This is a genomic window from Rhizobium sp. CF142 (assembly GCF_000281145.1).
Taxonomy (GTDB): Bacteria; Pseudomonadota; Alphaproteobacteria; order Rhizobiales; family Rhizobiaceae; genus Rhizobium.
In genome coordinates this window covers 1-23169 of sequence record NZ_AJWE01000061.1, presented here as the reverse complement: position 1 = coordinate 23169, position 23169 = coordinate 1, and the positions used below count along the sequence as shown (strand labels likewise).

The 23169-nt window shown below is 62.6% G+C and carries 21 protein-coding genes; 12 read left to right on the top strand and 9 right to left on the bottom strand.

The annotated features are described in order from the left end of the window. Positions 1 to 2: 2 nt before the first annotated feature. The 3 genes from PMI11_RS15020 to PMI11_RS37880 form a co-directional block, all read right to left on the bottom strand. Positions 3 to 1172 carry an efflux RND transporter periplasmic adaptor subunit gene (locus tag PMI11_RS15020; RefSeq protein WP_244430577.1) on the bottom strand — a complete coding sequence of 390 codons (1170 nt, stop codon included), beginning with the start codon at positions 1170 to 1172 and terminating at the stop codon, positions 3 to 5. A 113-nt stretch (positions 1173 to 1285) separates the two neighbouring features. Further along, entirely contained in the window at positions 1286 to 1855 is a 570-nt protein-coding gene (locus tag PMI11_RS15015; protein WP_007818436.1) for a TetR/AcrR family transcriptional regulator, read from the bottom strand. Continuing rightward, on the bottom strand, positions 1852 to 2070 hold the full coding sequence (locus PMI11_RS37880; RefSeq protein ID WP_037071410.1) for a hypothetical protein: 219 nt from the start codon (positions 2068 to 2070) through the stop codon (positions 1852 to 1854). Before PMI11_RS37880 ends, PMI11_RS15015 begins: the two co-directional genes overlap by 4 nt. A gap of 40 nt (positions 2071 to 2110) precedes the next feature. Between PMI11_RS37880 and PMI11_RS15005 the strand changes: the two genes are divergently transcribed. The 4 genes from PMI11_RS15005 (at position 2111) to PMI11_RS14990 (ending at position 6046) form a co-directional block, all read left to right on the top strand. Beyond that, positions 2111 to 3481, top strand: a complete 1371-nt coding sequence (locus PMI11_RS15005) for a cache domain-containing protein (protein WP_007818434.1) — start codon at positions 2111 to 2113, stop codon at positions 3479 to 3481. A 38-nt stretch (positions 3482 to 3519) separates the two neighbouring features. Then, positions 3520 to 4167, top strand: a complete 648-nt coding sequence (locus PMI11_RS15000; RefSeq protein WP_007818432.1) for a response regulator — start codon at positions 3520 to 3522, stop codon at positions 4165 to 4167. Between the two features lie 207 nt (positions 4168 to 4374). Beyond that, on the top strand, positions 4375 to 4575 hold the full coding sequence (locus PMI11_RS14995; RefSeq protein WP_007818431.1) for a DUF3311 domain-containing protein: 201 nt from the start codon (positions 4375 to 4377) through the stop codon (positions 4573 to 4575). Then, a complete protein-coding gene (locus PMI11_RS14990; RefSeq protein WP_007818429.1) occupies positions 4565 to 6046 on the top strand; it encodes a monocarboxylate uptake permease MctP in 1482 nt (493 codons plus the stop codon). The genes PMI11_RS14995 and PMI11_RS14990 overlap by 11 nt, the downstream gene beginning before the upstream one ends. A 142-nt stretch (positions 6047 to 6188) precedes the next feature. On the opposite strand, the gene PMI11_RS14985 is transcribed toward PMI11_RS14990, so the two are convergent. After that, a complete protein-coding gene (locus PMI11_RS14985) occupies positions 6189 to 6947 on the bottom strand; it encodes an adenylate/guanylate cyclase domain-containing protein (protein WP_007818427.1) in 759 nt (252 codons plus the stop codon). Positions 6948 to 7130: 183 nt separating this feature from the next. On the opposite strand from PMI11_RS14985, the gene PMI11_RS14980 reads away from it, so the two are divergent. After that, positions 7131 to 8774, top strand: a complete 1644-nt coding sequence (locus PMI11_RS14980; RefSeq protein WP_007818425.1) for an arylsulfatase — start codon at positions 7131 to 7133, stop codon at positions 8772 to 8774. A gap of 34 nt (positions 8775 to 8808) precedes the next feature. Here the strand turns inward: PMI11_RS14980 and PMI11_RS14975 are convergent, their stop codons facing one another. Continuing rightward, positions 8809 to 9726, bottom strand: a complete 918-nt coding sequence (locus PMI11_RS14975; RefSeq protein ID WP_007818424.1) for a LysR family transcriptional regulator — start codon at positions 9724 to 9726, stop codon at positions 8809 to 8811. 107 nt (positions 9727 to 9833) lie between these two features. On the opposite strand from PMI11_RS14975, the gene PMI11_RS14970 reads away from it, so the two are divergent. Continuing rightward, entirely contained in the window at positions 9834 to 10709 is an 876-nt protein-coding gene (locus PMI11_RS14970; protein ID WP_007818422.1) for an NmrA/HSCARG family protein, read from the top strand. Between the two features lie 190 nt (positions 10710 to 10899). Here PMI11_RS14970 and PMI11_RS14965 read toward each other — a convergent pair whose 3' ends face one another. Further along, entirely contained in the window at positions 10900 to 11637 is a 738-nt protein-coding gene (locus PMI11_RS14965) for an SDR family oxidoreductase (RefSeq protein ID WP_007818420.1), read from the bottom strand. Positions 11638 to 11733: 96 nt separating this feature from the next. On the opposite strand from PMI11_RS14965, the gene PMI11_RS14960 reads away from it, so the two are divergent. Then, positions 11734 to 12636, top strand: a complete 903-nt coding sequence (locus PMI11_RS14960; RefSeq protein ID WP_037071408.1) for an AraC family transcriptional regulator — start codon at positions 11734 to 11736, stop codon at positions 12634 to 12636. A gap of 21 nt (positions 12637 to 12657) precedes the next feature. Here the strand turns inward: PMI11_RS14960 and PMI11_RS14955 are convergent, their stop codons facing one another. Further along, entirely contained in the window at positions 12658 to 14721 is a 2064-nt protein-coding gene (locus PMI11_RS14955) for a hypothetical protein (protein ID WP_007818416.1), read from the bottom strand. Continuing rightward, positions 14718 to 17576 (bottom strand): hypothetical protein, encoded by a 2859-nt coding sequence (locus PMI11_RS14950; protein WP_007818414.1) that lies wholly within the window; start codon positions 17574 to 17576, stop codon positions 14718 to 14720. The genes PMI11_RS14955 and PMI11_RS14950 overlap by 4 nt, the downstream gene beginning before the upstream one ends. 387 nt (positions 17577 to 17963) lie before the next feature. On the opposite strand from PMI11_RS14950, the gene PMI11_RS14945 reads away from it, so the two are divergent. Next, positions 17964 to 18416 (top strand): TspO/MBR family protein, encoded by a 453-nt coding sequence (locus tag PMI11_RS14945; RefSeq protein WP_037071423.1) that lies wholly within the window; start codon positions 17964 to 17966, stop codon positions 18414 to 18416. Between the two features lie 21 nt (positions 18417 to 18437). Here the strand turns inward: PMI11_RS14945 and PMI11_RS14940 are convergent, their stop codons facing one another. Next, positions 18438 to 19202, bottom strand: a complete 765-nt coding sequence (locus PMI11_RS14940; RefSeq protein ID WP_007818410.1) for a hypothetical protein — start codon at positions 19200 to 19202, stop codon at positions 18438 to 18440. Positions 19203 to 19358: 156 nt separating this feature from the next. Here PMI11_RS14940 and PMI11_RS14935 point away from each other — a divergent pair, with 156 nt between their 5' ends. From PMI11_RS14935 to PMI11_RS14920, 4 genes are all read left to right on the top strand, one after another. After that, positions 19359 to 20264: a Fungal chitosanase gene (locus tag PMI11_RS14935; protein ID WP_007818407.1), complete on the top strand. Its 906-nt coding sequence runs from the start codon at positions 19359 to 19361 to the stop codon at positions 20262 to 20264. A 31-nt stretch (positions 20265 to 20295) separates the two neighbouring features. After that, the gene (locus PMI11_RS14930; protein WP_007818405.1) at positions 20296 to 21153 is read left to right on the top strand and encodes a peptidoglycan recognition protein family protein; all 858 of its coding nucleotides are present in this window, start codon (positions 20296 to 20298) and stop codon (positions 21151 to 21153) included. Between the two features lie 273 nt (positions 21154 to 21426). Continuing rightward, on the top strand, positions 21427 to 22230 hold the full coding sequence (locus tag PMI11_RS14925; RefSeq protein WP_007818403.1) for a class I SAM-dependent methyltransferase: 804 nt from the start codon (positions 21427 to 21429) through the stop codon (positions 22228 to 22230). A 195-nt stretch (positions 22231 to 22425) separates the two neighbouring features. After that, positions 22426 to 23169: epoxide hydrolase family protein (locus PMI11_RS14920; protein ID WP_007818401.1), on the top strand; the 744-nt coding region annotated here is incomplete at its 3' end.

The window sequence follows — 23169 nt, the reverse complement described above, 5'->3', positions numbered from 1 at the left end:
CTTTACTCCGCAGCCTTCGTGGGGGCGGCTGCCGGGGCGTTTGCGCCCGCATCCGCCGTTGCATCCGGCTTCCAGGGTTCAGGCGCAACGGTCGCGCCGGGCTGCACCTTCTGCACGCCATCGGCGATCACGGTTTCGCCGGGCTTCAGGCCCTGCTCCACGACCCATTCGGAGCCGAGAACCTGGCCGAGCGTGACGGGGCGAAGCTCCGCCTTGTTGCCTTCGGCGAGCACATAGACCTGCGCCTGGCCGGCCTCGTTGCGGGTCACCGCGCGCTGCGGCACGGTCAACGCATCCTGGCGCACGGCCTGTTCGATGCGCACGCGCACATACATGCCGGGCAGGAGATCGCCATGCTTGTTGGGGAATTCGGCGCGCAGCGTCACCTGGCCGGTATTGGGGTCGACATTGGCACTGGCAAAGAGCAGCCGGCCGGGCTCGGCATAGAGGCTGCCATCGTCGAAGACGAGTTCTACGCGCGCTTCGCCGGGTGCGGCACTCTCCAGCTTGCCTTCGGCCACCGCCCGCTTGAGGCTCAGGAGATCCTGGGCGGATTGAGTGAAGTCGGCATAAACAGGGTCGATCTGCTGGATCAGTGCCAGATTGGATGTGCCGTCGGCGGTGACGAGCGCACCTTCGGTCACCAGCGCGCCGCCGATGATGCCGGTAATGGGCGCACGGACTTCGGTGTAATCGAGATTGATCCTGGCTTCATCGAGGCCGGCTTCGGCGCTTGCCACGTCTGCATCGGCCTGGGCCACGGCAACAGCGGCGGTATCGTAATCGATACCGGTCGCGATATTGCGCTCCTTCAGGTTCTGCTGGCGCTCCAGCTGCAGGCGGGCATTCTGCTGTGTCGCGTTGGCGCGCTGGAGCGTGGCTTCGGCAGAGGCAACCCGGACGCGGAAGAGGCGCGGATCGATGCGGTAGAGCACGTCGCCCTGTTTGACGAGCGTGCCCTGTTCGAAAACGCGCTCCTGCAGGATGCCGGAAACGCGGGCGCGCACTTCCGAAACGCGGGTCGCGGCAATGCGGCCCGGCAATTCGTTGATCACAGGCACAGCATGGGCCTTCATCTCGACGACACCGACGGCTGCCGGCGGCATCTGCATGCCCCCTTCCTGGGCGAATGTCTGCCCGGCGGTGAGTGCGAGAAGGGTTGTGGCTGCCATGATCGCCTTCAGGCGCGGCAGTCTGGTATTGCGCAACATCGGTCGTATCCCTTTGTGGCCGCCCCCGGGCGGCTTGCTAGGTTATTGCTTAAGTTATTGTCGTTTAGAGCTTTTCAAGTCTTCGTTTGTGGAGGCTCGGTGAAGGTCGTGTAGACCTTGCGGATATCCTCGAGCAGTTCCTGCCGTTCCGGGCCGCTCCAGCGGTGGAAATCGAAGAGTTCGGTACAGTAGAAGCCGGTCAGCGTCAGATAGGCCATCAGCGCCGCCCGCGGTTTCGGCCCGGCGGCCATGGCCGCCAGATCGTCGACCACCCATCTGCGGATGATCTGCTGAAGATTTTCTTCGCTCGACATGGAAGCGCTGATCGCCATCGCCACGGCGCGGTCGGTATCGTCGAGCGTCTTGTCGGCCGAAGCAATGCGGCCGTAAAGCTCCGGGTGAGGGGTATCGGCAGCCGCCTTCACGCATTCCTGCATATGGGCGACATCGGCCCCGACGCGGCGGTCGACCAGCGCTTCCAAGAGCGCGCTCTTGGTCTTATGGTCGTAGACCACGCGCGACTTGCTGACGCCCGCCTCCCTGGCGACGGCATCGATCGAAAGCCCTGCCGCACCTGATCGTACGACGACGCGCTCGGCAGCGTCGAGAATATCGTCAGTGGTGATCTTGCGCGTTCGCGTCACAGATAGGGTTCCCGGTTTTCACGGATAAAAATACGAACGTTCGGATTTAAATGCAAGCGGTTTTGTTTTTTGCCCGGCCGCGCCTGCGATTGCACCTTTGCCGCCTGGTTGACCACGCCGGCGATCTGGACATCGCCGGTATGGATGCCGGCGCCGATGTCGAGCGGCCGGCCGGCGATCTTGTGGTGGAGGCAAAACTTCGTCACAAGAACCAAGGGCCGCTGTGCCACCGGTCGAATGACGGGAAGGGTGTCAATGACGTTCAGATCGAAAATCCTGGTCCTCGCTGTCGGTCCCCTGATCGTGGTCACGCTGGCGGTCACCATGCTGCTCACCTGGCAGTCGGCCAAGCTTGCGCGCAGCAATTCGGCCGCGTTCGAGGAAGCGATGCTGCGCTCGAAAGAAGGGGAGATCGCCAATCTCGTCGGTGTGGCCATGTCATCCATCCAGTCTGCCTACGATGGTGCGGGGGTGGATGACGACGCCGCCAAGGAGCGCGTCGCCGCGATCCTGAATTCGCTCGACTACGGCAAGGACGGATATTTCTTCGTTTACGACTACGCGGGCAACAACGTCGTCCATCCCCGGCAGGCGTTCCGCAACGGCCGGAACTGGATGACGCTGGTGGACCCTGACGGCGACCGGGTCATCCGCGAGCTTATCGCCGCCGCCAGAAGCGGTGGCGGCTATCACCGCTACAAGTGGCAGAAACCCTCCACCGACGCCGTCGCCGACAAGATCTCCTACGTTGTGGCGCTTCCCAAATGGGGCTGGGTGCTGGGCACGGGCGCCTATCTGGACGATGTCGCGGTCCAGACCTCGGCGGCCAACGCGGCGCTGCGCGAGCGCACGCGGCAGAGCTTCATCATCGTCGCGCTGTTTGCCGTACCGGCGGTGGTGATCGTCTTTTCGACCTGCCTCTATCTCACGCTCGACGAGCGCCGAATGGCCGACGGGGCGCTGAAGCAGCTGACGCAGCGCGTCATCGACACGCAGGAATCCGAGCGGACCAGGCTGGCGCGGGAGCTGCACGACGGCATCTCGCAGGACATGCTCGGCGTGCGCTTCGCGATGGAGCTTGCGGGGCGACGTGCGGAAACGGAGGAGCTGAAGGAGGCCATTGATGAAAGCGTCAGGGGGCTCAATGCCACGATCCGCGAGATCCGCGAAATCTCGCATGACCTGCGGCCGCGCGTCCTTGACGATATGGGGTTGGCTGCCGCCATCAAGAACCTTGCGGAGAAATTTTCGCTGCGCACCGGGCTGGCGCTGACGACGGACATGGAGACCTTCGTGGACGATCTTTCGCCCGACGCGCGCACCGCTCTTTTTCGTGTCACCCAGGAGGCGCTGAACAATGTAGAGCGGCATTCGAAGGCCACGGCGCTGGAAATCAGGCTATGGAGCGAGAACGGGCGCGCCAGGATGCAGATCGCCGATAACGGCCTCGGCCTGCCGTCCGGCTTCGTCAAGCAGAACGAAGGTCTCGGCCTGCAGAACATCCGCGAGCGTGTTGCGCATTTCGGCGGGATCGTGATTATCGGCGGAACGGAAGAAGGCACGAGGCTGCAGGTGATGCTGCCGCGATCGGCTGCGCTGGCGGACGCCGCGACAAGAGCCGCATGAGATGGCCGCGTGAAACGGCCGTATAAAAGGGGCGGACGATGACACCGATCACCGTATTTCTGGTCGACAACCATCCTGTCGTGGTCGACGGGCTGAGGAAGGTTCTCGACACCTACGATAGCGTCAGCGTCGTTGGCGGCGCGAACGACGTGGCCGAGGCGCTGCCGCTCGTGCGGGCGCTGCGCCCCCGCGTCGTGCTCCTCGATATCAACATGCCGAAGACCAGCGGCATCGACGCCATAGCGCTGATCAAGGCCGAGAGCCCGGAAAGCCGCATCGTCATGCTGTCGATGCACGACAGCCGCGAGTATATTTCGTCTTCGATCATGCGCGGTGCTGCGGGCTACGTGCTCAAGGAGGTGCCAACGTCCGAGGTCGTGGAGGCGATCGCGACGGTGGCGGGCGGGCAGACCTATTTTTCCAGCGGCGTGAGGGATCTGCTGCTCAACGCCGGCCCGCTGCCAACAGGCGAACGCCTGACCCGGCGCGAGCACGAGGTGGCATGGCTGGTGGCTGCGGGCAAGAGCAATCGCGAGATCGGCGACGAACTCGGAATCAGCGAGGCGACCGTCGAAACGCATCGCAAACATCTCAAGCGCAAGCTCGGCGTCTCCACGACCGCTGATCTCGTGCGCTTCGTGCTGGAGCATCCCGATGCGCTGGCGGAGCTACCCACCAGTGGGTAGTCCGGCGCCAACATCCCCGCCGCGCGTCTTGAGGCGCGCGCGCTGCCTGTTCTAGCAAGGGCTTGCGCACAGCGGAGGATCTGTGCCCAAGGGAGAAAAATCCGCCAGCCATGCGACCCGCCGCGGCTTTTGCCGCCGGATCGGCCCAAGATCTTTCTCCGTCTGGCCGGGCAGGCGCCCGGGCGCTCAGGACGAGAGGATATCATCGTGAATCACAAATCGACCGGGAAGGCGGCGCTTTGGCTGCTGCTCATTCCCTATATCGGCCTCCTTTGGGTGCCGTTCTATAACTTCCACGAGCCGGTCATTTTCGGCTTTCCCTTCTTCTACTGGTATCAACTGCTCTGGGTGCCGATCACCGCAGTGCTGATCTGGATCGCCTACAGGAGCGTGCGCGATGGGGAGTGACATCAACGTGGCGGCGCTTTCCGTCTTCATCTTCTTCTTCGTTCTGGTCACGATCATGGGCTTCGTGGCCGCCCGCTGGCGCAAGCCCGAAACGCTCGCCCATATCGACGAGTGGGGTCTCGGCGGCCGCTCGTTCGGCACCTGGATCACCTGGTTCCTCGTTGGCGGCGATTTCTACACCGCCTACACGGTCATCGCCGTGCCGGCGCTCGTCTATACGGTCGGCGCCTACGGTTTCTTCGCGCTGCCCTATACGATCATCGTCTATCCCTTCGTCTTCATGGTCATGCCGGTGCTCTGGAAGCGGGCGAAGGAGTTCGGTTATGTCACTGCTGCTGACGTCGTGCACGGCCAGTACGGTTCACGCGGGCTGGAACTTGCCGTAGCGGCCACCGGCGTCATCGCCACCATGCCCTATATCGCCCTGCAGCTCGTCGGCATGACGGCGGTCTTGAAGGCGCTCGGCCTGCATGGCGAATTGCCGCTTGCCATCGCCTTCATCGTGCTGGCGCTCTACACCTATTCCGCCGGCCTGCGCGCACCGGCGCTGATCGCCTTCGTCAAGGACATCATGATCTATATCGTGGTGATTGCCGCCGTGGCACTGATCCCCTCGAAGCTCGGCGGCTACGCCAATGTCTTCAATGCCGCTGACGCCGCCTTCCAGGCCAAGGGCTCGGGAAGCCTGCTTCTCGGCCCCCACCAGTATGTCGCCTATGCGACACTGGCGCTGGGTTCGGCGCTCGCCGCCTTCATGTATCCGCATACGCTGACCGGCATCTTCGCCTCCAACAGCGGCAACACGATCCGCAAGAATGCGGTACTGCTGCCGGCCTATACACTGCTGCTCGGCCTGTTGGCGCTGCTCGGCTATATGGGCCATGCGGCCGGCTTGAAGCTCGACAGCGCCAATGACGTCGTGCCGGTCCTGTTCAAGACACTGTTCTCGGGTTGGTTCTCCGGCTTCGCCTTCGCGGCGATCGCCATCGGCGCGCTGGTGCCGGCGGCCGTGATGAGCATCGGTGCGGCCAACCTCTTCACCCGCAATTTCTGGAAGGCCTATGTCGATCCGGCAGTCTCGCCTGCAGGCGAGGCGAAGGTCGCAAAGATCACGTCGCTCATCGTCAAGGTCGGCGCGCTGCTCGTCATCCTCTTCCTGCCGACGCAGTTTGCCCTCGACCTGCAGCTGCTCGGCGGCATCTGGATCCTGCAGACGTTGCCGGCCCTAGTCTTCGGCCTCTATACCGGCTGGTTCCGGGCACCGGGCCTGCTCGCCGGCTGGTTCGTCGGCTTCTTCGGCGGCACATACCTCGTTTGGGACGCGGGCTGGAAGCCGCTGCACGCGGTGACCATCGGCGGCGCGAGTTTCACCGTCTATACCGGGCTTCTGGCCCTTGCGGCGAACATCCTCGTCGCGGCGGTTCTGAGCGCGGCGCTTGCGAAATCCGCAAGACCACAGATCCAGTCATAATCCGGGCCGGCGGCGACCCAAAGCCGCCGTCGGCGCCCGGCCACCCCGCTTGCGGGTGCGGCCGGGCAGTCCTGTTGCGGGAGGCAGGCATTGTTTCGCGTTCCCGGGGAGACGGGCAGGGCATGCCAGGAGGCATCCGCGCTCACTCCGCCCGCAAAACCCGCGCCTCCACCGGCTGCTCGAAGCCCTTCAGCGATAACATCCGCACTTCGCTCCCGACCGTAAGCGCCGGCGCCTGACGGGCCGCATCGGCCGAGACCACGATCTCGCCCGGCTGTGCTTGCGATTCCAGTCTTGCGGCCTGGTTGACCACGCCGCCGATCGCCGTGAAATCGCTGTGGAAGCTTGAGAACTCGCCGATCTGGACATCGCCCGTATGGATGCCGACGCCGATGCCGAGCGGCTCGCTGACATCGATGCCGGCAAGCGCTTCGCCGCAGAAGCGCTGGATATCCCTGCCGGCACGGATTGCGGCTGCAGCATGGTCTTCGCGCTTGATGGGAAAGTTGAAGATCGCCATCAGCCCATCGCCCATCTGTTTGTTGACGATGCCGTCGTTTGCCCAGATCGCCTCTGCCGCACGAGTCTGGAACAGGCTGACGATCTGGCTGAGTTCGACGGCGCCGATGCGTTCCGACAGGCCCGTATAGCCCCTGATATCGGCAAACAGGATGGTGGCGCCCGAGGTGATGTGGCGCTGCTTCTTCACATATTGGAACGAGCGCTCGCAGATCGTGCAGATATCGGGGTTCATCTTGCTTCTGGTGATGCCGAAGGCGCGCAGCGGCAGCGAGAGCGGGCCGCCGATCGGGATCGGCATATGCATCTGGTCCCAGCAGCCGCGGCAGATGCCTGCGTTGCCGGCTTTTGCCGGATGCCTGATCGCTGTCGTCGTTGCCATCAGCGCAATCACCTCCTGGTGACCTCAGCTTCCGTCAGTCCGGCGCGTTTGGCAACAGCCGTTTACGGGCGCCGTTTACCGTAACGTACTTCCCCCGGCGCCCATGATCTGCCTTTCCTTGCAGCGCAAGTTGCATCTTCAGGTCTCGGCCCATGGGCCGGATCAGGCGAGGGAGGAACCGCCATGAGCGAAGACAGCACAGACGCAATCAAGCACGACAGCAGTGATGAGGGAATTTCAGTCCGCCGCCGCGATATCCTGCTCGGCGGCAGTTCGCTGGCGCTTGCCGCACTGGCCGTTTCGGCGGCTGCACCCGGCGCAAGGGCGCAGCAGGCCGCGACCGGTACGGCGGGAAGCGGCGCGGCAGCGGCCAAGCCGAATATCCTCATGATCATGGGCGACGATATCGGCTGGTACAATCCGAGCATCTATCATCGCGGCATGATGGGCTACAGGACGCCGAATATCGACCGCATCGGCAATGAGGGTGCGCTGTTTACCGACTGGTACGGCGAGCAGAGCTGCACGGCCGGGCGCGCCGCCTTCATCACCGGCCAGTCGCCGATCCGTACCGGGCTGACCAAAGTCGGCCTGCCGGGCGCCGATCTCGGGCTGCGGCCGGAGGATCCGAGCGTTGCCGAACTTCTGAAATCGCTGGGTTACAATACCGGCCAGTTCGGCAAGAACCATCTTGGCGACAAGGACGAATTCCTGCCGACCAACCACGGTTTCGACGAGTTCTTCGGCAACCTCTATCACCTCAATGCCGAGGAGGAGCCCGAAAATCCCGACTATCCGAAGAACCCGGAATTCCGCAAGCGCTTCGGCCCGCGCGGCGTCATCCATTCCTTTGCCGATGGCCGCATCGAGGATACCGGCGCGCTGACGAAGAAGCGCATGGAAACGGTGGACCAGGAATTCTGCGATGCAGCGCTCGATTTCATGGACCGGCAGAACAAGAGCGGCAAGCCGTGGTTCTGCTATTTCAATTCCACGCGCATGCATGTGAATACGCATCTGAAGGCGTCATCCGAAGGTGTCACCGGAAAGGGACTTTATCCTGATGGCATGGTGGAGCATGACGGCATGGTCGGCCTGCTCCTCAAGAAGCTCGACGATCTTGGCGTCACCGAAAACACCATCGTCGTCTACACGACGGATAACGGCGCAGAGGTGATGACCTGGCCGGATGGCGGCAGCACGCCGTTTCGCGGCGAGAAGGCGACCAACTGGGAGGGCGGCTACCGCGTGCCGATGGTCATGCGCTGGCCCGGCGTCATCAAGCCCGGCACAGTCTACAATGACATGTTCGCCCATTACGACCTGATCCCGACCTTCTGCGCGGCGGCTGGCGAGTCCGATATCGTCGCGAAGTGCAAAGCGGGCTACCAGGCCGGCGGCAAGACCTTCAAGGTGTTTCTCGACGGCTATAACCTGATGCCCTATTTCCGGGGCGAGGTGAACGAGGGGCCGCGCCGGGAATTCCTCTACTGGAACGACGATGGCGAACTGGTCTCCCTTCGGGTGCAGGACTGGAAGGTAGTATTCAAGGAACAGGAAGCCGAGGGTTTCGGCGTGTGGCAGCGCGAATTTACCAATCTGCGTGTGCCGAAGATCTTCAACCTGCGTGCCGACCCTTTTGAGCGGGGCGACACGTCGATCGAATACGATACCTGGCTCTTCGCGCGTGCCTTCCTGCTCGTCCCGTCGCAGGTGATCGTCGCGAAATGGCTGGAAAGCTTCAAGGACTATCCGATCCGTCAGAAGCCGGCGACCTTCAATCTCGATCAGGTGATGGAGCAGTTGTCAGGCCCGGGAAGCAAATGAGACAGGCCTTGCGGCCTAATAGACGCACGGTGCTTTAGACGTCATCAGGCAGAACGTGTCGTGCGTCTGCCTGATGCAGCCGCTTTTCCGCGAGTTCGATGAAGGCGCGCACCAGCGGCGAGAGGTGTTTGCTGCTGGGATAGACGACATGCAGGCCGCCTGACGCCGTCGTGTAACCGTCGAGCACGCGCTGCAGCCGGCCGTCTGCGATGCAGGCGAAGGCTATCCCATAGGGCAGTTGCGCGATGCCGTAGCCGGCGATCGCGGCCTCCATGACCGCCTGCATTTCATTGGCGGCAAAGCGCCCTGAGACTGACACCGTTTCCTGCCCATGCGGTCCCTCCAGCACCCATTGCGCCTGGGTGGCCGATGGCCCGGCGATGACGCAGTCATGGCCTGCGAGATCATCAGGTGCGGACGGCGTGCCGGCGCGGGCGAGATAGGCGGGGCTGGCGCAGAGCAGGCGATAGGTGGGGCCGAGCTTGCGGGCAATCAGGGTGGAATCCTCCAGCGATCCGGTGCGGAAGGCGAGGTCGATGCCATTGTCGACGAGGTTCAGCCGCTCATCGGTCAGCCGCAGCTCGACCTTCGCTTTCGGGTAGGTCGCCATGAATTCGAAGGTCGCCGCCTGCAGGAAATGGCCGCTAAAGCCGACGGGAGCCGATATGCGGATGGTGCCCGAGGGCTCGGCTTTCGCTTCGGCAAGCCTGTTGTTGGCGCCTTCGATCTTCCTGAGCGCCTCGCTTGCCTCCTCGTAGTAGAGCCGCCCGGCCTCCGTCATGCCGAGGCTGCGGGTCGTGCGCTGCAGCAGCCGCACGCCGAGATCGCGTTCGAGGGCTGCAACCCGGCGACTGACAGTCGTCTTGGGCATGCCGAGCAGCCGGGCGGCTGCGGTGAAGCTGCCGGTTTCGATGACGCGGGAGAAGATCACGATGTCGTTGAGATCTATCATTGTTGCTTTTAATGGGACGATGTTTTGCATTTGTAGGCCATTATGACCTAATGCAACAATCCTAAATCTGCACCATCAGCAACTGCCATCGACAAGGAGCAGAGACCATGAGCAACACCAGAACCATTCTCGTATCGGGCGCGACCGGCCAGCAGGGCGGCGCCGTTGCCCGTGCGCTTGCTTCGCGCGGCCACCGCGTCAAGGGGCTGACGCGCCGGCCGGACAGCGACGGCGCAAAGAGGCTTGCCGCTGCGGGTATCGAGGTCGTCGCCGGCGATCTCGACGACAAGGCCTCCGTCGTTGCGGCGGCCAAGGGCGTCGATACGATGTACCTGATGGGCAACAGCTATGAGGCCGGCATCGAGGCGGAGACGCGCCAGGGCATTGCCGCAGCCGACGCGGCCAGGGAGGCCGGTATCGGCCATCTCATCTACGGCTCGGTCGGCGATGCCGACAGGAAGACCGGCATTCCGCATTTCGACAGCAAATATCTGGTCGAGCAGCATGTGGCCGGGCTCGGCATTCCCTATACGATCAGCGCGCCCGTCGCCTTCATGGAAAATACCGTAGCCCCTTGGTCGATAGGCGGCCTGAAGCAGGGCGTCTACGCCGCGGCGATGCCGCCGGCCCGCAAGCTGCAGCAGATCGCCATCGACGATATCGGCCATTTTGTCGCCGCCCTTGCCGAGCGGCGCGAGCAGGTCTTCGGCAAACGTTTCGATATTGCCGGCGACGAGCTCTCCGGCGAGGAGCAGGCGAAGATTCTCACCGAGGCGCTCGGCCGGCCGATCCGTTTCCAGGAGCTGCCGATTGCGGCCATGCGCCAGCAGAGCGAAGATGCGGCGCTGATGTTCGAATGGTTCGACCGCACGGGCTATTCCGCCGATATCGCGGCACTCCGCCGGGATTTCCCTGATGTTGGCTGGCACAGCTATGCCGACTGGGCGAAGGTCTTTGACTGGAGTGTGCTCGACAAGGCGTGAGGTTTCACATTCCGTAGCGCGACGACCGCAGTTTCCGTCATCCTCGGGCTTGTCCCGACGATCTGAGCTGTCGACCCCGTTGTGACGTTGCAGATGCTCGGGACAGGCCCGAGCATGCGGAGGGTACGGCACTCCTTCTCATATGGTTGGCGCTTGCGAGTGGCGCCATCCTCACGCCTGGACCGTATCCTCACGCCTGCGCCGTCGGACGGATGACGATATCGCCGACATCGACATCGTCAGGCTGCTCGATGGCAAAGGCGATGGCGCGGCCGATCGCGTCGGGCGTGATCGCCATCTCCTCCATGCTTTTGGTGATGCCGGCTTTCACGGCCGGGCTGGTCAGGGAGTCTGCGAAATTGGTCCTGATGAAGCCCGGCGAAATGCTGGTGACGCGCAAATGCGGGCCGGCCTCCTGCCGCAGGCCCTCGGCAATGGTGCGCATGGCATTCTTTGTGCCGGCATAGACCGCCATGGTCGGCTTGATGCTGATGCCCGCCGTCGAGAGCGTGTTGACGACATGGCCGAAACCCTGGCGGCGGAAGACGGGCAGGGCGGCTGCAATGCCATAGAGCGGCCCCTTGATATTGACGTCGATCATCTCCTCCCAATCCTCGACCCGCAATTCGTCCATCGGCGAGATCGGACCGATGCCGGCATTGTTGATCAGCACGTCGAGCTTTCCATAAGTGTCGCAGGCGAGTGCGACGAGCGCTTCCAGATCGGTGCGTTTCTTTACGTCGACGGTGCGGTAGATCGCTTCGCCGCCGTGCCCTTTGATGCGCCGCGCCAACGCTTCCAGCTTCTCGGTACGCCTTGCGCCGAGCACGATCTTCGCGCCGCGTTCGGCCAGCAGCAGCGCAGTCGCTTCGCCGATCCCGCTGCTGGCACCGGTAATCGCGATAACCTTGTCCTTGATCGGTGACATCGTCTTTCTCCTTGATGCTTGTTTCAAGGATTGCAGCGACAGGCTGGAGAATCTATGCTGCAAGCTCCGTCATTTCGTCGAGATCGTCCGAAAATCATGATCGATCCACTCTCCGATATGTTTTCGCTCGTCGATATCGAGAGCGCCCGCTGCACGCGTTTCGAGGTGGGCGGGCAATGGGCCTTCCGCTTTCCGCCGAAGTCGGCGCTGAAATTCGTCGCCGTCATCAGGGGTGAATGCTGGATCATCCTGCCCGGCGAGCCGCCCTTTGCACTTGCGGCCGGCGACACCTTTCTGCTTGCCAATGCGCCTGATTATGTGATCGCCAACGACCTCCAGAGCGAACCAGAGGACGGCATCGCCTTCTTCGATTGGGAGCATTCCAACATTGCCCGGCATGGCGGCGACGAGACGGCGCTGATCGGCGGCAGCTTTGTCATAGGCGGCGGCAATGCGCAGCTGCTCCTCGATGCGCTGCCGCCCTTCATCCATATACCGGCAGGTGACCGCGCGGCGGCTGTTCTCTGTGGCACACTCGCGACCCTTGACGACGAGCTCGGGGCCGGCGAGATGGGCTCCACGCTCATGACGCGGCGCATGGGCGATATCCTGCTGGTGCAGGCGCTGCGCGCCCATGTCGCCCGCGTCGGGCCTGAAAATGCCGGCTGGATCGGCGCGCTCGGCAATCCCGTCATCGGCAAGGCGATCAGCCTTGTTCACAACGACCCCGGATACCGCTGGACCGTGGGCGAGCTCGCAAGCCGCACCGGCATGTCGCGCTCCGCCTTTGCGCAGCGTTTCCGCGATCTGGTCGGCATTGCGCCCCTCGATTACGTCACCCGCTGGCGCATGCACCGCGCCCGCGAGGCACTGCGCCGCAGGCAAGCGACGGTGGCAGGCCTTGCCGCCAGCCTCGGCTATTCCTCCGAGAGCGCCTTCGGCAATGCCTTCAAACGCGTCTTCGGCCGTGCGCCGAAACGCTACTGGCAGGATGCCTGAGGGGGCCGACCTGCGACACTCTCATGCCTTGAAATCCAATGCTCCCGCCGTCACCAGCGCACGATAGTTCGCCTCCGTCCATTCCTGCCGCGCGATCATGTTCTGGATGCAGACGTCGTTGGCGGTTGCGATGGTCGTGCCGGGCTGCACTTTCGACAGATACGCCTTGTTTTGCGCGAGGTTGCCGCTGACGACCGTCGCCACGGCATCGATCTTCAGCGTCAGCCTCGGCGCGTCGGGGAATGCCCCCTGCAAAAACCAGACCCCGCCTCCCTTGGATTTCGTCGGGCTGCCAATTGCCGCGCGGCGCGACGTATAGCCAGCGCCGTTGTGGACGATCGTGCAACCTGCGTTGATCAGCACGTTGACGGCGCGAACACCGAAGACTTCGACCATGATGACGGTCCACAGGTCCGGGATGCCGGCGAGTTCACCTTCAGTGTCCGCCTGAAACGCCAATCCGCCGCCTGCATGATCGCTGCACACGTTCGAATCCGTGCCGATCGTCGACGCGGTCGGCCCGATGCGCGTGTCCTTCAGCACCAAATCGACATTGCGCGCCGACATACCGCCGCCGCCTGCGATCAGCTTGCCTTTGGGATCGTTGACCTCCGCCGTGTTGCCCAATAGCTCGCAGCTGCTGACATTTGCCGCCGAGCCCATGGAGAAGCGCAGGCCGCCGCCGCTGCTGTGGGCCGTGTTCTGCAGCACCTTGCTCCTGGAGAGGTTGACGTGCGACAGGACCGAAGCATAGAGCCCGCCGCCGTCATCCGCACACCAGTTCTTCGACAGCGTGCTGTCGGAAATGCTGACCGCTGTAGTCTGCGCGCGGGCTATCTCGTCAGCATTCCATGCGTCCCACTTGTTGAGGCTCAAGGCCGAGCTGCTGAGGAAATAGAGCAGGTGGCCCTTTGCTTCATTCTTGCGGTTATTGATCAGGTCCAAAATCACAGCCTTGATGCCGCGCACAGGTGGGCTCGGCGTGACGGGGTTCGCCAGCCACATGGCGTAGCGGACGATGTCCCACACACTGATGTAGGCAAGGGGCGAGCCGATAGTTGCCTTCACCGCCCCCAGTTTCGAGGTCAGGAACTTCACCATGTCGACTTCAGACAGGTTGCGCGAGAGCTTGCCCGGCAGCGCCACCTCGCAGCCGATGCCGCCGCCATCACGGCGTCCCTCGCTCCCCGAACGGTTGCCGTCGATCAGGCATGTGTCGACCGTCGGCCATCCGTATCCGACCACGGCGATGCCTGCGCCGCGGCCCTCGGCCGTGTTGCCGCGAAACAGGCAGCGGCGGAAGGTGGGGCTGGCCCACACCGCCGCCGCGCCACCGCCAAAGGCCTGTCCGGCCAGCCAGTGGTTCGGCCGGCCAGGTCCGAGCCCCGAATCGAACGCTTTGCCCATATCCGTCAGGATATTGGCACGGCTTATCGGCGCGAGATTCGGATGTCCGGCAAGGGCGAGGGCGACGTTGGCCGTGTCGATGAGCGTATTGATGTAGGACTCGACCGTCGGCGTGAAGATCGCGCCCACCAGATCGACCACCGCATCGCGAAAGGCTTTGCGATCGGCTTCGGGCCAGGAGCCGATCGGCGCAGTCTCGGTCTGATTGTCGGTGAAGACGCAGCGCTCGATCGTGACATTGTCGATATCGACGACCGCGATGCCACCGCCGGCTCCCTGCGCAGGTTCGGTGCCCGTATGCAGGGAACGACCGCCGCGAATGCGCAGCCCCTTGATCACGACCGGTCCGGCGCTCGCGCGGGTCGCAGGCGTGCCGGTGATGCGCAGGACACGGGCGCGCGCGCCCGATTTGATCGTGAGTTCGGGCAGCTTCTTTGCATCGAACCCGGCCGCGGTCGGATCGGCCGACGGATTGGCCACAAGGAAGCTGCTGACGAGGGTGAGCGGCTTGTCGATCACCAGCTCGCCTTCCTTGTAGCTCTCGGCGTCCTGGATGACGATCGTGTCGCCGGCAACCGCAACCTTGAGCGCAGCTGCGATGCTGCGCGCCGGTGTCAGAGCCGTGTCGAACTTGCCGCTCGTCTTGCCCTTCGTCGCGTTGACGTAGCGTGTCGTCACACCTGCCGTCCTGTTTTCGGATCGTACTTCACTTCCACCGGCACGACCTGATCGGTCGGCAGGATTTCCAACCACTGGTCGAATACTTCGTAATTGGCGGTGACATTGGCGCGGAAGCCATCCTTGAGGGGATAGAAGCCGTGCTCGTAGACGCGGTCGATCGGCGTCGAGGTCACCACATTATCCTCGTCGACCAGCGTCGGATCGGCGATCTCGCTCTCCTTCGGATATTGGCCGTTCTCGACACCCTCGGCATGCTTGCGGCGGATCTTCTTCGCCAGGTCCATGATCACGTCGATCACCTTCTGGCCATCAAGCGGATTGCCGTTGATGTCCTTCTCGTCGGGATTGTTGGTCTGATAGATGTCGGCGTCGCCGATGCCGTTGAACCCCTCGACGCCTTTGAGCCAGTTGATTGCCGCTTCCTCCTTTCCCGGACGTATCGGGATCACCGCCTTGACCCAGGGCGCGTTGAGGAAGGCGTTTCGCATGTCGTCACCATCAAGCTGCAGCAGCCAGCCGAGCGAGCTGCCGAACCGCGCGGCCTCGGAATCCTCGGTGATGTAGTAATTGTCGCGGCGCGGATCGTCGATGCCGCCCCAGCCGATGGTGCTGGGGGCGAGTTTTGCGGCCTGCTGGCTGGCGCTGAAGGAATACATCGTCTTGGCGATCCCCTTGGTCACCGTGCTCGCCGCGACAGCGGTGAGAAAATTGCTCGGCGCCGCCTTGGTTTCACCGAGCTGCTGCGTGTACACGCGAAGCCTTGGCCGCCACCACTCGGGCGCGACGAAGTACAGCATCTTGTCGATGTCGAAGATTGAGTTGATCAGCTCGGCCACGACATGCCGGGTCCGGTCATCAGGCATGGTTATGCCGTGCATCAGCATGTCCTGAATGAGCTTGCGGTAGACGACGATGCGCTCTTCCTCACGCAGGTCCTCGCTCGGCCGCGGCTTGATCTGGTGCGTGAGCTTGATGCGGTCCTTAGCATTCTGAACGAAGGCTTTCTGATATTCCGCCTGCTCCTTCGCCTTGAAAGCCTCGACGTTCTCCTTGTTCTTCTTGACCGCTTCGTCGTTGGCGCCATCTGCCGGTGTCCAGTGGAGCGTGAGCTTCACCTGCACGCTGTTCTGGCCCTGGAAATCTGCGCTGTCGAGGTGCAGCGTGAATTTCGCCTTGTCGCCGGCATTGACGATGTCGCCCTTGCGCGAGGCGGCCACCGGCTTGCCCTGGCCGTCGAACTCGACGCCGGTCAGCACGTAATTGCCCTTCGGGCAGATACACTCGATCGGGAAGTCGGCCTGTATCTTCTCCAGGTTGCCGAATACCTCGGAATCGTCGACCTCGACGCCGTCCTTGTAGACCTCGCCCTCATTGTCCGCGTCGGTGTCCTCGACCGAGATGAACGGAATCGTGACCATCTTGCCTTCGCTGAACGGTTGCAGCATCGGGATCTCGTCCGGCGCGTGCAACCCGTCCAGTTCCGCCGGCTTGGCGATGTGCATTAGGTCGGCGATGCCGAGCGATTCACCGGGTCGATCGACGTAGGTCTGCCAGCAAAGATACGTGCCGACGTCCTGCACCTGGACGGCCACCTGGCGCATCTTCCGGCGCAGCTCGTAATTGATGAGCGCCTGCGTCGAGTTTGTGAGCAGGTAACGCTTGCTGGACGTGTCGGTCGTCTCGGTTACGGTGCGGAACGTCGTCTTGTAGTTCTTGCGTATCTCGGTGGACAGCTTCTCCGTCTGTTGGCGCATGCGCTTGTGGGACTCCTCGCGTGCGGTCTGCTGCGAGGTCGCGTAGTCGAAACTGGATGTGGCCGTGACGGAAGCGTATGACGCGGTCACGCTCGCGCCGAACTTGATGTCCTGCTTGTTGTCCTCCTTGACCGCCTCGCTGATTTCGTCCTGCTCGGTCGTTTCGGTTTCCGTCTTGGTGGTGGTTTCGGAAAAGGTCTCCAGGGTCTTCTCGACGAGCACGCGCCGCGTCTGCACCTCGATCAGCTCGACGGTGGAACCCGGACTCATCCAGACGTGACTGACCGGCGAGCCGAGAAAGGAATCCAGCTCGAAGAAATACTGGCGGAACAGGTGCACGACGCTGATCGGCGAGAGCGCCACCCGGCGGATGTCCTCCTGGTCCTGCGGGTTCAGGTTGTCGATGCTGAGATAACCGTCGACGAGTTGCAGCGCGCCGAGGATAGCGGAGAGGTTGGCGACTTGCAGCGCGTTGTCCTTCAGGCTGTAGAAGATCTGTTCGAGTTGCGCGTGGTGATTATGCTCAGTCAGGTAGAGCAGCGCGCCTGCATGCGAGGACTCGTTGCGCAGCTGGCTCTCGAATGCCTTCATGTAGAGCACCCGTTGATTGTCCGCTTCGCCCCTGTCCGCCTTCATGGCGAGACGCACCGGCGTCGTGTTGCTGCGGCAGTGCTCGGTATAGAGCGCGCTGTATTGCGGGATCACCACCTGCTTGAAGATCGATTCAATGGTGTCGCGGGTGATGATGTCGCGCCAGAGGTCCGGCTTGTACTCTTCGTGCGGTGGCAGCTTCTTGGCCACCGTTTCGAGCACGATGCTGTCGAAGGAACGCGGCTCTCCGAGCTGCAGCGCGCCAGGCTTCATGATGATGGCGACCTGGCAGCCCTCGCGGTAGTTGATGCTGACCTGCGGGTTGAACTGGGTCCTCAGCCGGTTCAGCAGCGACTGTTTATCCTGCTTGAAGCCGTCGTTGAACCGGTGTTCCAGCCGCTTCGACTTCCAGCCGAGCAGCGGCTGGTAGATGCCGAACAGTTCGCTGGCATAGGGTCGCACGGTCGTGTAGTCGATGAGTTCCTGCAAAGTCTTGTTTGACGGCATATTCGCCTCCGCTGGTGAATGAAATTCGCAGTGGTGTCGGCACGAGATATGGCGAGAAATTTCTGCGCGCCCCGATCTTTGGCCGGGGTTGCTCACATTGCATCTGGAAGCAGATTGGCGAATTGTAGCCTAACTCACCGGCCTTGCGTAGGCGCTCATGGCATGTCCAGCGCGATCAGGGTGAACAAATCCCTGCGTTAGTATGCGAGTTTGGTACGTTGCTCCGGCCGGCCATGCGACCGGATGAGAGGCGGTAGCGGTCTTGCCGCCAGCATCAGCGGCCGTGCGAAAGCGCCTTCAGCATGAGCGTCGAGCGCGTTTGCGGTGCGCGCTCTTGACGGCAGGCCGCTGGGCGCCACTTCCATCGTCACTCACGCGGGGGTTCCGTTGCACCGGTTCGATCATTATCTCGTCTTCATTCTGCTCACGCTCGGCGGCGGGCTTCTCATCGGTCTCATCAATCTGCCGGATGAATGGTACCAGTCACTCGCCAAGCCCTGGTTCACGCCGCCGAACTGGCTGTTCGGCCCGGCCTGGACGATCCTCTACATCCTCATCGGCATTGCAGGCGCGCGCACCTATGCGCGCAGCAGGCGGTCACCCGTCATGACCTGCTGGATCGCCCAGCTCGTCCTGAATTTCGCCTGGTCGCCGGCTTTCTTCGGCCTCAGATCGCCGAGCCTGGGGTTGATGATCATCATCCCGCTGCTTTTGCTGATCCTTGCCTTCATCGGCCTGTCTTGGAAGCGGGACCGGATATCGTCGGTTTTGTTCATGCCCTATGCCGTTTGGGTGGCCTATGCGACGGCGCTCAATGCCGCCATCGCCTCGATGAACTAAATGGAAAACCGGAAAGCGCGGTCAGTGGAATTTCCCGTTCGCCTTGTCGGCGATAGCAGCACCCGAGATCAGGCGGTTGCGGTCTGAGGTCCATGCGGCGACGAATTCCTTGCGCACCGCATCGGGAAAAGCCGTACCGGCCAGAGCGGACTCGCTCGGGGCGCCGGGTGCAAGTGCCAGCTCGGCCCGGGTGGTCGACGCGATCCGCGCATAGGTGAAGGCGCGGGTGATCGGATCATTTTCCGCAGTTTGCGGAGCGCATTTGCCGCCTTGCGGCGGGCGTGACGTCACCGTGGCCGTCCTTACCGTCACGCCGTCGCGGAACAGAAAACAGTAGGCCCTGTCCGCCGGCCCACCGATGACGGACTGCGGCTCGATCACATAGCCGCGCACCGGAAACTGGGCATTCGAAGCCGACCAGATACGCTTCTCGATGTGGCGCGCGCAGGCCCTCATGTCGGTCGCTGCGGCGTCGCGGCAGGCGGAGACTGTCCAGCGTGCCAGCTGTGCGGCGCTCGGCAAGGCGAGCGTCACCGTCGCCTCGGTGTTCAGTTCCCTGTAGGTGCAGCGCAGGAGTTCGACGCCCGGCCAGTCGTTATCAGTCGTCGGCGAGCAAGATGACCTCATATACTGGCCGCCGCTGATACGCGTCTCGAAGCGGTGTTGCATTTCAGCCGTCAGCGACGCCAGGTCGGTTTCTGCCGCCTGCGCGACGCGCGTGGCGCACGCAACGAGCAGAATGGCAAGCCCGACGTTTCTCAAGGTCATAAGAAGCAGCCGCTGCATTTTCACCGTCCTTGCGAGATCTTTGGAGGAAATACTTTCAACCTGAGGAGACAATGTAGTTTTTATTGTCGTTAATATTGCACAATCCAAGATTAAATGGAATAGTCACTTGGGTCGCTCACGTTGCACCGAAGCCGAGCAGAGGAGCCGCAGACCATGTCTCTCTACATGCTTCAACTATCCCGCGTTTTAGTGACGCTTGGCGTCGCGTTGCTCGCCAATCACGTTCGCGCCGCCGAACCGCCGGCGAGTTCGGCCGACACCCTCAAAGCCGTCGAATTCTCCGCGGCAACGCCGCTGGACGAGTCTTACCGGGGAGAGTTCGTCGGTTGCGACGGCGCGGCCGGACAGAGCAGGAAGGACAAGTTTCTCGGTTTCAACCTGAGGCTTCCTGGTGTCGCGGAATCGAAACAGTACTATCTGTGCAGTCGCGACCCCAGCAATGTGAAGGCGTTGCTACGCCTCAAGGACGGAGCGATCTACTGGCGCAGCAAGATGGCGCTCGACGTCGACGGATCCTGGGCGGCATGGAACGGTCTGCCCGGTGCGACCGATCTGAAGGAAACCTCGTACAAGTGGCCCGGGTCCTCCAATCCTTCCGCGCAGTCCGCACAGATCGATCCGGACCGCATTCCCTTCATCGTGATGCCGACGGCCGGCCTTTCCAAGATAACCGGCGCCAAGAGCGGTGAAATGGGCCGGATGTTCGCTGAGAAGACCGGGCTGCGGCTCGGCGATATGGGCGTCGTCGTCTACAAGGACCGGTGGACGCCGGTTCTGATCGCTGATGGTGGTCCTTTCATGCGGCTCGGCGAGGGATCGAGCAGGGTCTTCGAGGCAATCGGCGAGAGCCGTTGCAAGAAGTGGAACAGCGATGGGACGGCCTGCGTCGGACCGGGACATGTTTATCCCTACAAGAATTTCGGGCTCGGCCATGACGTGATCTTCATCGTCTACCCAGGCAGCCGGGACACCAGTCTGAAGCCGGAGAACGCCATCTCGAAATTGTGCGCCTTTGCCAAGGAGAAGCTCAACCTGACGGGCGGCGCAATGTGCCCGTGATGTTTCCACGCAAGCAGGAGAGGAGTTTGCGATGCGTTACCTTTTGCCATTGAGCATTCTGATACTTGCCGGTGCGACCGGCCAGCTCAGCGCGGCGACCTTTGGAAAATGCAAGTTCAACACAGAGACCATGGCCTTTGCGGGAACCCCTGGCGAACAGGCATCCTGTCTGCTGCGCAAGGTGAAAATACTGGGAAATGTCGACGCCACACCCGCGCAGCTGCCGTCCAATCTCGCCGGCTTCATCGGCCAGCCGGTTACCGTCTCCAAGCCGAAGCTGCGACAGGCAATTTCCGGCCAGGGACTGACCGAGGCCGGGCTGGGAGGCAGTCTCGACGCGCCCTTGTCCCGCGGCAACACGAACAATCCGCAGGCACCGATGGCGCGCTACTTCGTCATTCACGATACGAGTTCGCCGAATTTCGGGAACGTGGCGCAGTTTCCCGCCGACATCGATACGAGCAACCAGGTCAATCGGCTCGACGGCTTCAAGAGCCCGTCGAACGCCAAGGCGCACATATTCCTCAACCGCCGGGGCGAGATCTATGTCGGTCATGATTTTGGCGTGCCTTGGCGCGCAACCAAGCTGGAACAGCAGATCGGCACTTTGTCGCGCGGCATGTTCCTGCATATCGAGAATGTGCAGCCGCGCCGGAAGCACCCGAGCCAGCCTGATGGCAACGCGCCAACGCCCGGTTTCTCGGTGGCCCAGTACGACCGGCTCGCGCTCCTTTACCTCATGGCGAGCATGCGCGCCCAAACCGGCCTCGTTCCAGCATTTCATGCGGCAATCGATCAAGGTCTGAGCGACGGGCATGACGACCCGCAGAATTTCAGCCTGGAGGATTTCGACGCCGCATTCGGACGCCTGCTCGCCAGTGTGAGTTAGAATATCGCCCTCGATTATAGGGCGTAAACTGACGTTCCTGATGTCATCTGGGTAAATGGACTTCCGTTACGGGTGGCAACTGGAAGAATTTCCGGGAAAATATTGAGTTTCCTGGCAAAGCGAGCGCCCAAAACTGAGTAGCGACTTCGGCAAACTTGCACCGCGATTTTGTATGGGCGATTGCATGAAACAAAGAGAGCCGATTTACTTGCGGCCTGGCTCGCGCAGTCCTAATGTCGAAGTGGACATTATCCCGTTTTGAGGGAGACTGCGATGCCGTCGAGTTTCAATGTCGAAAGCGCCGATGGTTACGAGCAACTGATGGGGCGCTGGAGCAGAAGGCTCGCGCCCGGGCTCATCGATTTTGCCGGGCTTGCGGATGGGGAGAGCATTCTCGATGTCGGCTGCGGCACGGGAAGCCTCACCTTCACGCTGGCGGAAAATCCCGACCTGAAGGCGATCTCGGCCATCGATTTTTCGCCCGTCTTCGTGGAGGCCGCGAACCGGCGCAATACCGATCCCCGCATCAGCATTCGAGAAGCGGATGCCTGCGCGCTGCCGTTCGAGGATAGCAGCTTCGACCGGGCGATCTCGATGCTCATGCTGCATTTCGTGCCGGAGGCCGGCAGGGCGGTGGCCGAGATGCGGCGCGTCGTGCGCCCGGGCGGTGTCGTTGCCGCCGCCGTCTGGGATCATTATGGCGGCATGTCGGGCATGCGCATGATGTGGGATACGGTTGCCATGATCGACGCGAATTCGCGGGCGATGCGCCATCGCTATTCTTTCCAGCCGATGACGCAGCCCGGGGAGATGAAGGCGAGCTTTATCAGCAGCGGCCTTGCCGATGTGGAGGAGACCTCGCTCACGATCCGCATGGATTACGGCTCGTTTGCCGACTACTGGGACCCGATTGCATCAGGCGAAGGCCCTCTCGGCAAGTATGTAGCCGGACTGGATGCGTATACGCGTACGAGGGTCGATATCGCGGTGAGGGATGCCTATGAGGCTGGAGAGCCGGACGGGCCGCGGTCGTTTGCCTCGGTCGCCTGGGCGTGCCGGGGCAGGGTGCCGGGGTGAGGATTTGGGAGGAGACAGGCTTTTGCGGCCCCTGGTATGCCTGCAATCATTCGATCCCATTCAGTGGATGACCGATTGCGGCTTGCGGGAGCTGACAGCGCCTCACAGGCCCTGACGGGCCGTGCGCGGCCTTCTCTCGCAAGTTCCTGCCGGCGCTGCGGTGCAGTTGAAACATTGCGAACTGAGGAGATCGCCATGCCTACCGACAGGGAAGAAATCGATCAGGACCGCCGTATGCTTCTGGAGGCAGCAACGCTTGGACTTGCAGCGACCGGAACGATGGCGCTGATGCCGTCGGCGCTCGCGGCAGCCGCTGATCCCGATGCGATCCGCCCGTTCCACGTCAAGTTCAAGGACGAGCAACTGAAGGACCTGCACCGGCGCGTCGTCGCCACCCGCTGGCCGGACCGCGAGACGGTATCCGACGATACGCAGGGTGTGCGGCTCGACACCATCCAGAAGGTCGCCAAATATTGGCGCGCCCATGACTGGCGCAAGGTGGAAGCCCGGCTCAATTCCTTCCCGCAGTTCATCACCGAGATCGACGGCCTCGACATCCATTTCATCCATGTGAAGTCCAAGCACGACGACGCACTTCCCATCATCATCACCCATGGCTGGCCAGGCTCGATCATCGAGCAGCTGAAGATCATCAAGCCGCTGACCGACCCGACTGCTTATGGCGGCACCGAGGCCGATGCCTTCCATGTCGTCATTCCCTCGCTGCCGGGCTACGGCTTCTCGGGCAAGCCGAAGGAGGCTGGCTGGAACCCGCCGCGCATCGCCAAGGCCTGGGCCGTACTGATGCAGCGCCTCGGCTATACGAAATATGTCGCCCAGGGCGGCGACTGGGGCAATGCCGTGACCGAGTTGATGGCGGTGCAGGAGCCTGCCGGCCTTCTTGGCATCCACACCAATATGGCGGCCACCGTGCCTGCC

Coding starts and splice junctions, on each gene's coding strand:
- PMI11_RS14965 (WP_007818420.1), bottom strand. CDS start 11,637: ATGTCACCGATCAAGGACAAGGTTATCGCGATTACCGGTGCCAGCAGC.
- PMI11_RS14980 (WP_007818425.1), top strand. CDS start 7,131: ATGAGCGAAGACAGCACAGACGCAATCAAGCACGACAGCAGTGATGAG.
- PMI11_RS15020 (WP_244430577.1), bottom strand. CDS start 1,172: ATGGCAGCCACAACCCTTCTCGCACTCACCGCCGGGCAGACATTCGCC.
- PMI11_RS14960 (WP_037071408.1), top strand. CDS start 11,734: ATGATCGATCCACTCTCCGATATGTTTTCGCTCGTCGATATCGAGAGC.
- PMI11_RS14975 (WP_007818424.1), bottom strand. CDS start 9,726: ATGATAGATCTCAACGACATCGTGATCTTCTCCCGCGTCATCGAAACC.
- PMI11_RS14970 (WP_007818422.1), top strand. CDS start 9,834: ATGAGCAACACCAGAACCATTCTCGTATCGGGCGCGACCGGCCAGCAG.
- PMI11_RS14990 (WP_007818429.1), top strand. CDS start 4,565: ATGGGGAGTGACATCAACGTGGCGGCGCTTTCCGTCTTCATCTTCTTC.
- PMI11_RS14930 (WP_007818405.1), top strand. CDS start 20,296: ATGCGTTACCTTTTGCCATTGAGCATTCTGATACTTGCCGGTGCGACC.
- PMI11_RS14940 (WP_007818410.1), bottom strand. CDS start 19,202: ATGCAGCGGCTGCTTCTTATGACCTTGAGAAACGTCGGGCTTGCCATT.
- PMI11_RS14925 (WP_007818403.1), top strand. CDS start 21,427: ATGCCGTCGAGTTTCAATGTCGAAAGCGCCGATGGTTACGAGCAACTG.
- PMI11_RS15000 (WP_007818432.1), top strand. CDS start 3,520: ATGACACCGATCACCGTATTTCTGGTCGACAACCATCCTGTCGTGGTC.
- PMI11_RS15005 (WP_007818434.1), top strand. CDS start 2,111: ATGACGTTCAGATCGAAAATCCTGGTCCTCGCTGTCGGTCCCCTGATC.
- PMI11_RS14985 (WP_007818427.1), bottom strand. CDS start 6,947: ATGGCAACGACGACAGCGATCAGGCATCCGGCAAAAGCCGGCAACGCA.
- PMI11_RS14935 (WP_007818407.1), top strand. CDS start 19,359: ATGTCTCTCTACATGCTTCAACTATCCCGCGTTTTAGTGACGCTTGGC.
- PMI11_RS14950 (WP_007818414.1), bottom strand. CDS start 17,576: ATGCCGTCAAACAAGACTTTGCAGGAACTCATCGACTACACGACCGTG.